9 protein-coding genes are annotated in these 12,648 nt (G+C 45.2%); 6 read left to right on the forward strand and 3 right to left on the reverse strand.

All coding sequences use genetic code 11. The features are described 5' to 3' along the window. Positions 1–83: 83 nt before the first annotated feature. Positions 84–857: an RNA methyltransferase gene (locus H8K33_RS04065; protein ID WP_186889665.1), complete on the reverse strand. Its 774-nt coding sequence runs from the start codon at positions 855–857 to the stop codon at positions 84–86. Between the two features lie 193 nt (positions 858–1,050). Between H8K33_RS04065 and H8K33_RS04070 the strand changes: the two genes are divergently transcribed. From H8K33_RS04070 to mutS, 3 genes are all read left to right on the forward strand, one after another. Beyond that, the gene (locus tag H8K33_RS04070; RefSeq protein ID WP_230408581.1) at positions 1,051–1,845 is read left to right on the forward strand and encodes an inositol monophosphatase family protein; all 795 of its coding nucleotides are present in this window, start codon (positions 1,051–1,053) and stop codon (positions 1,843–1,845) included. 155 nt (positions 1,846–2,000) lie between these two features. Then, the gene (locus H8K33_RS04075; protein WP_186889666.1) at positions 2,001–3,386 is read left to right on the forward strand and encodes a DEAD/DEAH box helicase; all 1,386 of its coding nucleotides are present in this window, start codon (positions 2,001–2,003) and stop codon (positions 3,384–3,386) included. Positions 3,387–3,590: 204 nt separating this feature from the next. Further along, the gene (gene mutS / locus H8K33_RS04080; protein ID WP_186889667.1) at positions 3,591–6,239 is read left to right on the forward strand and encodes a DNA mismatch repair protein MutS; all 2,649 of its coding nucleotides are present in this window, start codon (positions 3,591–3,593) and stop codon (positions 6,237–6,239) included. Between the two features lie 42 nt (positions 6,240–6,281). Here mutS and H8K33_RS04085 read toward each other — a convergent pair whose 3' ends face one another. Together H8K33_RS04085 and H8K33_RS04090 are read right to left on the reverse strand one after the other, a co-directional pair. Next, positions 6,282–7,025, reverse strand: a complete 744-nt coding sequence (locus H8K33_RS04085) for a hypothetical protein (RefSeq protein ID WP_222613258.1) — start codon at positions 7,023–7,025, stop codon at positions 6,282–6,284. An 83-nt stretch (positions 7,026–7,108) separates the two neighbouring features. Then, the gene (locus tag H8K33_RS04090; RefSeq protein WP_186889669.1) at positions 7,109–7,915 is read right to left on the reverse strand and encodes a M90 family metallopeptidase; all 807 of its coding nucleotides are present in this window, start codon (positions 7,913–7,915) and stop codon (positions 7,109–7,111) included. Positions 7,916–8,080: 165 nt separating this feature from the next. Here H8K33_RS04090 and rarD point away from each other — a divergent pair, with 165 nt between their 5' ends. The 3 genes from rarD to H8K33_RS04105 all read left to right on the forward strand — a co-directional run bounded on the left by rarD (position 8,081) and on the right by H8K33_RS04105 (position 12,619). Continuing rightward, positions 8,081–8,959 (forward strand): EamA family transporter RarD, encoded by an 879-nt coding sequence (gene rarD / locus H8K33_RS04095; protein ID WP_186889785.1) that lies wholly within the window; start codon positions 8,081–8,083, stop codon positions 8,957–8,959. A 248-nt stretch (positions 8,960–9,207) separates the two neighbouring features. Then, entirely contained in the window at positions 9,208–11,478 is a 2,271-nt protein-coding gene (locus H8K33_RS04100; RefSeq protein ID WP_186889670.1) for an arginine/lysine/ornithine decarboxylase, read from the forward strand. A gap of 256 nt (positions 11,479–11,734) precedes the next feature. Then, the gene (locus tag H8K33_RS04105) at positions 11,735–12,619 is read left to right on the forward strand and encodes a flagellar brake protein (RefSeq protein ID WP_222613259.1); all 885 of its coding nucleotides are present in this window, start codon (positions 11,735–11,737) and stop codon (positions 12,617–12,619) included. Positions 12,620–12,648: the final 29 nt, after the last annotated feature.

The raw sequence follows: 12,648 nt of genomic DNA on the forward strand, positions 1-12,648 counted from the left end.
AATTTCAAACAAAAATACTGCAAAAATCAATTACTTAATCAAATCAACTATTCTTTCAAGCAATTTCTTTACTGCCTAAAAAGCTAGTCTGGATTTTTCTTCCAATCCAAGATTCTCTTTGCAATTCCGCGCATTATATTCACTTCTTCAGTTTCTAGTTGAGCTCGAGAAAATAGGCGTTTCAATCTTGGCATTAACTTTTTCGGATTATCCGGATTCAAGAATTCAATCGCAATCAGCGCTTTCTCTAAGTGCTGATACATTCCGTCAATCTGCTCAGAAGATGCCATTTCGCCTTGAAAGCCGATTACCTGGTTTTGTCCTTGAGGCAACATTGTCTCCATTGCGCGCATTCGACATTCATAAACCAATATTTGAACCGCTTGTGCAAGATTCAAAGAAGAATAATCAGGATTAGCAGGCACATTAATCAAGACATTGCAATTCATCACGATTTCATTCGGTAAGCCGTAGCGTTCGCTACCAAATACTAAAGCGACATTTTGCTGAGTCGTGCCAACTAATTTATCGGCAAAATCGCGAGGAACAATAACTGGAGGCGAAAATTCACGCAAACGTGCACTTACAGCAGCGACAAAGTGACAATCCACTAAAGCGTCTTCTATCTTATCGACCACTTTTGCTGACGCTAAAATATCTTGCGCCCCACTCGCAAAAGCGATCGCATCAGGATTGGTGAGAGCATCGTCAAAGCGTGGATTAACCAGACGCAAATCAGAAAATCCCATGGTTTTCATAGCGCGGGCTACTGCACCAATATTGCCGGGATGACTAGTATCGACCAAGATAATTCGCAGGCGACTAAAAACAGATGTATCAGAAATAGCTAAGTTCATTTAAAATAGCGCGATTGCGCGTTAATTTTTGTTGTTTATGTTGCTGATGCGATTTGCTTATGTGATCAATTCTACAATGACTCAATCGTAATTCACAGCGCCCCGCTCTTTAATTCATCTTTGTGCGACAACTTTACGACCTTGGTCTAGTCCAGACTCAAGGCTGAGCTGCCGCCATTTTAACGGAAACTCTATGCACCCAATGCTCAATACGGCAATTAAAGCCGCTCGTCGTGCCGCGACTATTATTAATCGTGCTTCTTTTGATGTGGACCGCGTCCAAGTCAGCGAAAAGCAATACAACGATTTCGTAACTGAAGTTGATCGCGCTGCCGAAGCTGCGATTATTGAGGTGCTGACTTCCGCTTATCCAGATCACGCGATTCTTGCTGAAGAATCCGGCGCATCCAAAAATCTGCATGACGACAATGAAAATGTCTGGATCATTGACCCGCTCGATGGTACGACGAATTTTATCCATGGCTTTCCACAGTATTGCGTTTCCATTGCCCTGCAACAAAAAGGCGTCATCACACAAGCTGTTATCTATGACCCTAGCCGCAATGAAATGTTCACTGCATCCAAAGGCGGCGGCGCATTTTTAAATGACAAACGTATCCGCGTGACCAAATGCGACAAGATCGCTGATGCCTTAATCGGCACTGGCTTCTCTGGTCGCGACATGGCTGGTCTTGATGAATACATGGAAATGTACAAAATCATGACGCAAAAATGCCAAGGCTTGCGCCGTCCAGGTGCTGCCGCTTTGGATTTGGCTTACGTCGCCATGGGTCGTTTAGATGGTTTCTTTGAAAAAGGTTTAGCACCATGGGATATCGCTGCAGGTTCTTTAGTCGTGACTGAAGCTGGCGGTATCGTTGGCACATTCTCTGGCGAATCAGATTATCTGTACAAAGGTGACGTATTAGCAGGCACACCAAAAGTATTCGGCCAAATGGTCAATGCCTTACAAGCCTTCGCAAAATAAAACGACTTTCAACACATCGTTTTCAAACAGAAAACGATGTGTAAATGCAAAAATAAGCATCGCAGCGACATCACAGCGCAGCATAAAAATTATTACAAGCAGCACCCAAACCTTTCCCGCTCCCTGCGGGAAGTTTGTTTCATATAGAAATTAGCATGACCACATTTTCAGATCTCGGTCTTTCCGAGTCCATCGTTCGCGCTGTTAGCGAACACGGCTACACCATTCCTACACCGATACAAGCGCAGGCAATTCCTGCGGTCATCAAAGGCGGTGATTTACTTGCTGGCGCGCAGACCGGCACAGGCAAAACTGCTGGCTTTACTCTGCCAATTTTAGAACGATTGTTGCGCAGCTCACCTGCTCCAAAAAATAAAACCGATCGCCGCAATATCCGTGTTTTAGTCTTGACACCAACCCGTGAACTGGCGGCACAAGTTGAAGAAAGCGTCGCCACTTATGGCAAACATACACCACTCAATTCTGGCGTTATCTTCGGCGGCGTCGGTATCAATCCACAAGTCAAATTACTCAAAACAGGTGTCGACGTTTTGGTAGCAACACCAGGTCGCTTACTCGATCATCATCAGCAAGGCACGATAGATTTACGCCATATCGAAATCTTGGTATTGGACGAAGCAGATCGCATGCTCGACATGGGCTTCATCCATGACATCAAAAAAGTATTAGCGATACTTCCTGCGAAGCGTCAGAATTTATTGTTCTCTGCCACATTCTCTGATGACATCAAAACGCTTGCGGATAAATTATTGAATAATCCCGCAATGATAGAAGTTGCTCGCCGCAATTCCACCGTCGAAGTGATTGCACAAAAAGTCCATCCGGTTGATCGCGATAAAAAACAAGCGATGCTGGCGCACTTAATCAAGACACATAAGTGGACGCAAGTTTTGGTTTTTACTCGCACCAAACATGGCGCGAATAAATTGGTGGAACAATTAATTCGCGACGAAATTAATGCGATGGCGATTCACGGCAATAAGAGTCAATCCGCGCGCACCAAAGCTTTGGCAGAATTTAAAGATGGTAGCTTAACGGTCTTAGTTGCAACCGATATCGCCGCCCGTGGTATCGACATCGATCAATTGCCACACGTCGTCAATTACGACTTGCCAAACGTCGCGGAAGATTATGTACACCGTATCGGCCGTACAGGTCGCGCAGGTGCTACTGGTGAGGCCGTGTCATTAGTCTGCGTCGATGAATTCAAACTCTTGGCCGATATTGAGAAATTTATCAAACGCCAAATTCCACAGGAAATTATTGACGGTTTCATTCCCGACCCACACGCAAAAGCACAACCAATACAATTGCGCAGTTTCCCAAATCCTGCGCAGGGTCATGGCCGCAGTGGTGTCAATGGCGGGGGCAATCGCGGCAAAACGCCAAGCCGCCCACAAGGCGCGCCGAAGGCAGCTGGTAGCAATGTCGCACGCAATGCAGGCCCTAAACCTGCTGGCGCAAAACCCGCATTTAAGCAAAGTACACCACGTCGTTCAGGCGGTCGCGGCGGCGCTTAATTGGTAGCTGTGTTGCAGTAATTAGTAAGACAAAACGGGCAAATGTGTGAGCATTGCCCGTTTTTCATTAATAAAGCCAAAGCTTAAAAAAACCATGTCAATTACACTGACTTCGAGCGTATTTGCGCTATGATTTCGCACCTCAAGAAATTTCAAAAAGAATTCGATTTTTCTCGCATTCAACTTACAAAACATCAATAAAATATGGCTACCACCGAAACCCACACCCCAATGATGAAGCAATATCTAGGTATCAAAGCGGATTATCCCGATACCCTAGTGTTCTATCGCATGGGCGATTTTTATGAATTGTTTTTTGAAGATGCAGAAAAAGTTTCTCGCATATTAGGCATCACCTTAACGCAACGCGGGACATCGAATGGAGCGCCGATCAAGATGGCGGGCATTCCTTTTCATTCTATAGAACCTTACCTGGCCAAATTGGTAAAAATAGGTGAATCAGCGGCGATCTGTGAACAAGTTGGAGATCCTGCCACAAGTAAAGGTCCGGTAGAACGCAAAGTCATGCGCGTCATCACACCAGGCACTTTAACCGATACTGATTTACTACCTGAAAAAGCAGAACGTCCTTTATTGGCGATGTGTCTGATAAGCCAACGCAAGACTGTCAACATCGGCTTGGCATGGTTGTCTCTAGCTAGCGGTGCTTTGAAATTGATGGAATTTAGTACTGATGAAAAATCGCTACAAGCGCGCTTGCAACAAGAATTAGAACGCATTTCACCTGCCGAAGTTTTAGTCTCTGCTGGTGGTTTAATGCTGGAAGAATTTCGTCATGAATTGCCGGGAAAATTTTCTGAAGTACCTGACTGGCATTTCGACTTGAAGCAAGGTCAAAAGTCTTTACAAGATCAACTCGCGACTTCCACATTGACGGGTTTTGGCGTTGAGAATTTTGGCGCAGCTTTGGGTGCTGCTGGCGCACTTTTGCGTTATGCCGAATCGACTCAAGGGCGCGGTTTAAAACACGTCAATTCACTTAGTGTGGAGTCTGAAAACGAGTTTATCGGACTCGATACTGCCACACGTCGCAACCTGGAATTAACCGAAACTTTACGCGGTCAAGAATCACCGACTTTATTTTCTTTGCTTGACCACTGTCGCACTGCGATGGGTTCACGCTTATTGCGTCATTGGTTACATCATGCACGACGTGACCAGCAAATCGCGCGCAGCCGGCATCAGGCTATCGATGCCTTATTGCAAGCAGATGCGACAACGGGCCTATCGAACACCTTAACGTCAATACCTGACATAGAACGCATCACCACACGCATCGCCCTGCTTTCTGCACGTCCACGCGATCTTGCAGCTTTACGTGATGGCGTTCAGCATCTTGGCACCGTTCGAACTTATGTGTCGATGTGTTTGAAGAATAATGAACCTCAGTTACTGGCGCAATCTTTGAGCAATCTAGCAACACCAAGTGAATGTCTAGAGTTACTAGAACGTTCGCTGATGCCACAGCCCGCAACGATGGTACGCGATGGTGGCGTGATAGCGACAGGCTTTGATGCTGAACTCGATGAACTGCGCTCGCTCTCAGAAAACGCAGGTCAATTTTTGATTGATCTAGAGACCTCGGAGCGCGCGCGTACTGGCATTGCGAATTTGCGGGTTGAATACAATAAAGTGCACGGTTTTTACATTGAAGTCACGAATGGTCAAGCAGATAAAGTGCCCGATAATTATCGCCGTCGTCAGACCTTAAAAAATGCCGAGCGTTACATCACACCTGAACTGAAAGCCTTTGAAGACAAGGCATTGTCTGCGCAAGAACGTGCGCTAGTTCGTGAAAAAGTGTTGTACGAAAAACTGCTACAAGATTTGTTGCCGCATATTCAAACCTTGCAAACCATTGCACATGCAATCGCGCAATTGGATGCTTTGGTCAGTCTGGCCGATCACGCGATGAAAAATAACTGGTGCGCACCGCAGTTAGTCAGCGAACCGACTTTAGATATCGTACAAGGTCGCCACCCTGTGGTTGAAAATCAGATCGAACGCTTTATTGCGAATGATTGCCAGCTATCTGCTGAACGCAAACTGTTATTGATCACCGGTCCGAACATGGGCGGTAAATCGACCTTTATGCGCCAAACTGCGCTGATCACTTTACTCGCTTATATCGGTAGTTATGTGCCCGCAACCCAAGTGACTATTGGACCCATTGATCGTATTTTCACACGTATCGGTGCGGCCGATGATCTTGCCGGTGGACGTTCTACCTTCATGGTGGAGATGACAGAATCGGCGGCGATTTTGCATGGCGCGACAGAAAATTCTTTGGTTTTGATGGATGAAGTCGGCCGTGGTACGTCGACCTTTGATGGTCTGGCATTGGCATGGGCGATCGCACGGCATCTGATCATGACATCAAAAAGCTTTACTTTATTTGCGACCCATTATTTTGAATTGACGCAGTTACCAGATATACATCCTAGTGCAGAAAACGTGCATTTATCAGCAATCGAGCACAAAGAAAATATCGTGTTTTTACATGCGGTACAAGCTGGCCCTGCATCCCAAAGTTATGGTCTACAGGTTGCGCAGTTGGCAGGAATTCCGCAACCAGTAATCCGCGCAGCACGTAAGCATCTAGCGGATTTGGAAGCACAATCTTTACAGAGTACGCCGCAGTTTGATTTATTTTCAAGCAGCTCTGGTGCAGCCATTGAGGAACACTCTTCAGCTGAAGCAAGCCTCGTCAATTCGACACTAGATTCCGCTTTATTGTTTGCTGTTGACGAAATCGACCCAGATGCGATGACGCCACGTGAGGCACTTGATGCCTTGTACAAACTCAAGGCTCTGGCAAAATCCATCGTTTAAGTTATCCGGCTTTGCGACTCTATTGTAAAGCCGCTCAGCTTTTTATTTTGTGAACCGCGACAGCAGCTCACCTAGCGTTAATTTGCTTGTCGAGGATATCGTTTCAATGAACTCGGCGTCCCGAAAAAGATGCCAACCATGCACAGCATGAGTATCGGGAAATGCATCCAACTTTGCTTGGTATTCCCAAGTACCAAATAAACTACTGAGTTGATCACTGCTTGCTCCACGCTGAATTTCCATTGCATAGACGACGGTAAAGCCCTGACGTTTCAGCGAACCAAAGATCTTCATATCAGATTGCGCCACCGCGTTCTTCCAATAGATAAAATCCTTTTCATTAAACGGCACGCTTTCGTTGCTCTTTAATACGCATGGCGTTGCAAATCGCGGCAAACTTGCGGTATCAGACTCCCACATCGGCGAAGCAACACTGTTCAGAAATTGGTCAAAATCTTTCGGACTTGGACGTGGATTTCCAAACGTTAAATAAGTGCCCTTACCTAAGTCAATCAATTGCATTTTCACACCATCGACTTGTCGCTCCGCGGTAGTTGCATTACTGTATTTCTTCCATTCCGTCCTAGTGGTGACCGTCCCCTGAACAGAGCTTCTTTGTAGCCGTGTCGCATCTTTCCAACTCAGTGATTTTGGGCATGGCAAAGATTGCGCATGCGCTGCCTTAACAGCACAAGTAAATACGATGACAAAAACCGATAACACGACAGAAGCGATCCAAGCTTCGCCAAAGACGAGCTTAAAATTATTTTGGGATTTACAAAGCACTTTCGATTCCACATCTGCAAAAAATCTCATTATCTGGAGAATAGTAAAATTTCACAAGCTAGGTTTAAGCGAAGAAACAATGATTAACCCCATTCGCGTGGATCCACACAATAATAGGCTTTCAAGAGCGCAAACAAAGCTGGGTGATACTGCGCTAGCTGGTGACTTTTTTGAAAAAAAGTTTCACTGCTTACTGCAAAAAATTCTGCTGGATTGGTCGCACCATAAGGATCAATCAAGGTCATTTCATTATTTGCTAAGGCGTTTTGCAATCGTGTAAATTCTTGCTCCATCACTTGCGACCAACTACGATACGCCGCTGTCGTTTGCAATACAGGTGCGCCATTTGCACTACCATCTTCACTATCAAGTTGATGGGCAAATTCATGAATCACCACATCATGCTCAAAATCATCCTGAAATGTATTCGTGATGATCTGATCCCACGCCAAAATGACACGACCATCGCTCCAAGACTCGCCACTAAGAGTCTGATTGGTATGCGTGACAATTCCACCAGCAGCAAGCTGCTGCCTTGGTGCAATGAAGGCGCTGGGATAGACTAGGATATGTGTAAGTTTAGGATAAACCGCGATTTCCCGATTCAACAACAGCAGGCATGCCTTTGCTGCGATCGTCAATCGAATTTCATCCGTTATCTCCAAACCGGCACATCCAACGAAAGTCTTTTCATGCAAGAACTGACGAATCTTCCGTTTCAATTGCATCTGAAGATGCGTTGGCATGCGGCTATAGCCACGCACATTCTGTCGCAATATTTTCGAATACGCAGAAGGAAAAGCTTTGGTCAAAACATAATGCAAACGTATTCTTGGTAACACAAAGAAACCAACAATCAGTGCAAGAATAATAAAAGCTAACAACCACATGGCAATCCTTGTTCATCAATAGAGTGGTCAATACCACGCGATGACTCTCAGTTGGGTATCATTCCACTGAACTCAATAGCTGAACGCATAGCAAAACATCGGCAGCAGCGAATTCGCTTAACTGCGATAATCTTGGCTTCTTTCAATTTCAAAAGCTTTCTCATGATGCGCAAAGGCATACTTTACGCCGCAGCCTGCTATTCGGCTTGGGGTTTATTTCCCATTTACTTTAAAACACTACAAAGTATTCCATCGATAGAAATTCTATTGCATCGCATGATTTGGGCTTTAGTTTTTCTACTCTTCGTTTTGAGCGCACGTCGGCAATGGGCTTGGCTACATGAGCTTCTGCGCCAGCCCAAATTATTGGCGGGTTTTACAGCTAGCGCCTTGCTGCTTTCCGCAAATTGGTTTCTCTACATTTGGGCAATCAATAATGACCGAATTGTCGATGCCAGTTTGGGTTATTTCATGACACCTTTGGTCAGTGTTTTTCTCGGCTTTCTTTTACTCAAAGAACGTATGCGCGCGGTGCAATGGTTTGCGATCGCCTGCGCTGGAATTGGCGTTGCCTGGTTGAGTATACAAACGGGTCACCCACCTTGGATCGCCTTAGTGTTGGCATCTACTTTTGGCATGTATGGCCTACTCAGAAAAACCGCAGCACTCGGAGCCTTGGAAGGCTTATCGCTGGAGACCATGATCTTATTTCCGTTTGCACTTGCTTACCTTAGCTATCTGATGTGGCAAGGGCAAAGCGCGTTTTTGCAAGAGACAAGTTACACGCAAAGCCTACTTATCGCAGCAGGCCCAATAACGGCAATTCCTCTTTTAATGTTTGCCGCAGCAGCGCGCCGCATTCCCTTAGCGACTCTAGGATTGATGCAATATATATCACCGACCATACAATTATTCATTGGCGTGTGGCTCTACAACGAACAATTTAGCCATGAACGATTATTGGTTTTTTTGGGAATTTGGCTAGGCTTACTGATTTACTCTGCGGATAGTCTGCATAACAACTTTTCACGGAAACATTCATAACTAATGTTTTTCGAGCAAAGACCACATCAATCTTTATTTTTAATGATAATTTTGAAATACATCTTGCAGATATTATGACAGCAGGATGAAATTTGTCGGATTTACAGCCGATCTGCGCAAAATGTGACAATATTTTTGACATCTGCAACAGCATTTCTGCGAAAATTCGCATCTTTATTTTTTCGGCGCGCAAGCGGTTTAACACACTGGCCCAGGCGTCTCCCGTAACAGGCTTTTTGGAGACCTAAATGAAATTCCGCTTCCCCATCGTCATCATTGACGAAGACTTCCGTTCTGAAAACACTTCTGGCCTTGGTATTCGTGCACTTGCCGATGCGATGGAAAAAGAAGGTATGGAAGTTCTGGGTGTGACCAGTTATGGCGACTTATCTCAGTTCGCCCAACAGCAATCGCGCGCTTCTGCTTTTATTCTATCCATCGATGATGAAGAGTTCGGTGAAGGCACCGATGAAGAAAGCGATTTTGCTCTGAAACCTTTGCGCGCTTTCGTTGAAGAAATCCGTTACAAGAACGCCGACATCCCAATTTATCTGTATGGTGAAACGCGTACTTCACGCCATATTCCAAATGATATTTTGCGCGAATTGCATGGCTTCATTCACATGTTTGAAGATACGCCGGAGTTCGTGGCTCGCCATATTATTCGTGAAGCAAAATCTTACTTAGATGGCTTGGCACCACCATTCTTCCGCGCATTAGTTCATTATGCAAACGATGGCTCTTATTCTTGGCATTGCCCAGGTCACTCAGGTGGTGTGGCGTTTTTAAAATCACCTATCGGTCAAATGTTCCATCAATTCTTTGGTGAGAACATGTTGCGCGCCGACGTTTGCAATGCGGTGGAGGAACTCGGTCAATTGCTTGACCATACAGGTCCAGTCGCGGCATCTGAGCGTAATGCTGCACGTATTTTCAATGCGGATCACTGCTATTTCGTCACCAACGGCACGTCGACTTCGAACAAGATGGTCTGGCATTCGACCGTAGCACCTGGCGATATCGTGGTGGTGGATCGCAACTGCCACAAATCGATTTTGCACTCCATCATCATGTGCGGCGCTATTCCTGTCTTCTTGATGCCGACTCGCAATCACCTCGGTATTATTGGACCAATTCCATTGGAAGAATTTTCCATGGAAAGCATACGCAAGAAAATTGAAGCAAATCCGTTTGCGAGCAAAGCAAAAAATAAGAAACCACGTATTTTGACGATTACACAATCAACTTATGATGGCGTCTTGTACAACGTTGAAACTTTAAAAGACATGCTCGATGGCGAGATCGATACACTGCATTTTGATGAAGCTTGGTTGCCACACGCGACCTTCCACAGCTTCTATCAAGACATGCACGCGATTGGCAAAGAACGCCCACGTGCGAAGAAATCGATGATTTTCTCGACGCAATCTACACACAAATTGCTGGCAGGTATTTCACAAGCTTCACAAATCTTGGTGCGTGAATCTGAGACCGTCAAATTGGACAAGGATAGCTTCAACGAAGCCTATCTGATGCATACGTCAACTTCGCCACAATATTCGATTATCGCTTCTTGCGATATCGCCGCAGCGATGATGGAAGCACCGGGCGGCACAGCGCTGGTAGAAGAATCTATTTTGGAGGCGCTAGACTTCCGTCGTGCGATGCGCAAAGTTGATCAGGAATGGGGACAAGACTGGTGGTTCCAGGTTTGGGGACCAGAAGACCTTTCCGAAAACGGTGTAGGTACGCAAGAAGACTGGATGATCCATGCTGAAGATGACTGGCATGGTTTCGGCAAGCTCGCACCGGGCTTCAACATGCTCGATCCGATCAAGGCCACTATCGTTACCCCAGGTTTATCACTCGAAGGTAAATTTGGCGAAACTGGTATTCCAGCTTCTATCGTCACGAAGTATTTGGCTGAGCACGGCGTTATCATTGAAAAATGCGGCCTGTACTCGTTCTTCATCATGTTTACCATCGGCATTACTAAAGGCCGCTGGAATACTTTATTGACTGCGTTGCAGCAGTTCAAAGATGACTATGACAAGAACCAACCGATGTGGCGCATCTTGCCGGAATTTGCTACAGCAAACCCACGCTATGAAGGCGCGGGGTTACGTGACCTTTGCCAAAGCATTCACGAAGTTTACAAAGCGCATGATGTTGCACGTTTGACGACAGAAATGTATTTATCCGATATGCAACCAGCAATGAAACCTTCTGACGCCTTTGCGAAAATGGCCCATCGTGAAATTGAACGCGTGTCGATTGATGAATTGGAAGGTCGAGTTACAGCAATTTTGTTAACGCCCTATCCACCGGGCATTCCTTTGCTTATTCCAGGCGAACGCTTCAACAAGACAATTGTTGATTATCTAAAATTCGTACGTGCATTCAATGAACAATTCCCTGGCTTCGAGACGGATTGCCATGGATTAGTTAAAGCTGAAGTTGACGGCAAACGTGGCTACTTCGTAGATTGCGTTCCTCAGGGTGCAGAAAATGTAGAGTAACGATACAGTTCGTGGGTAAATGTATACAGCCACATACCGATTATCAGAAAAAAGCCGCACTCAGTCCAAAGTGCGGCTTTTTTTTAAGCATTTTTCTTTTTAGCAACCCTATATCCGAGATACAATTACCTCTACTCAAGACTCTCCGCAAAGTGAAACAATGAACCACCTAGGGACATTAACTCCAGTTGATAAGGAACAAATTAAACTTGGGCATGCATTACCAAAGGCAATTTTAGATGCTTGGGGAAATACTATGCACGACGCTGGAGCAGTCATTACCAGCTTGGACGAATTTAATCAGATTATTGAAGATGGTTATGTAGAGCAATCATCGCCAGATATACCTCCCGAAAATTCAAAACCACTTCCAAAAGCAAGCCAGGCAAATTCTTTTTCACAGCCAACAGCAAAAACGAATACACAACTTGATCCCGTCTTATCGCCCGCTGTTGCGGACCAAAACACTAACAATACTGACTTAAACAAAGAGTCAGTAATGCTTGATTTAGATAGCGTACGTTGGCATGTTGGAGAAACTTTTTTTCTACAAGTTCACGATAATCCATCACTTCGCTACACTGTAAAGCTGATCGGTTATGTAAAAAATCAATCGATTCTAGTGACATCACCAAAAATTGATGGTCGCGGAGCGCTCATTCGAGACGGGCAAACATTCATCGTACGCGCATTTCCAGGTAAGAAGGCATATGCATTCACCGCGTCAGCATTGAAATCAGTCTACACACCACATGCCTATCTGCACTTGTCATATCCAAAAATCGTTCGCTGCACAGCGATTCGCAAAAGCTCACGAGCGATAGTCAAAATCATCGCATCAATCACGATAGGTGATCCTGAACAAACCGCAGCAGCTGTGCTGAGCGACATCAGCATGGGAGGCACTTCCGGGTTGATTAAAAACCAGGTCGGCAAAAAAAATGATACCGGAGTTATTAAGTTTAAGGTAACTACCGCTGGTGAAGATGCGTATTTAAGTTTACCCATTGTCATTAGATCAATCGTCGAAACGGAGAACTCAAAAGAGTTTCGTTATGGATTTGAGTTTGTAGAGATGCCTACACAATCAAAAATCATCTTGTCGTCTTTCGTACATCAAACACTCGCTGAAATCGAGTAAAAACTATCAGAACCAATATAGATCGGCCA

The organism is Affinundibacterium amnicola (genome assembly GCF_014284275.1).
GTDB classification, from domain to species: domain Bacteria; phylum Pseudomonadota; class Gammaproteobacteria; order Burkholderiales; family Burkholderiaceae_D; genus Undibacterium; species Undibacterium amnicola.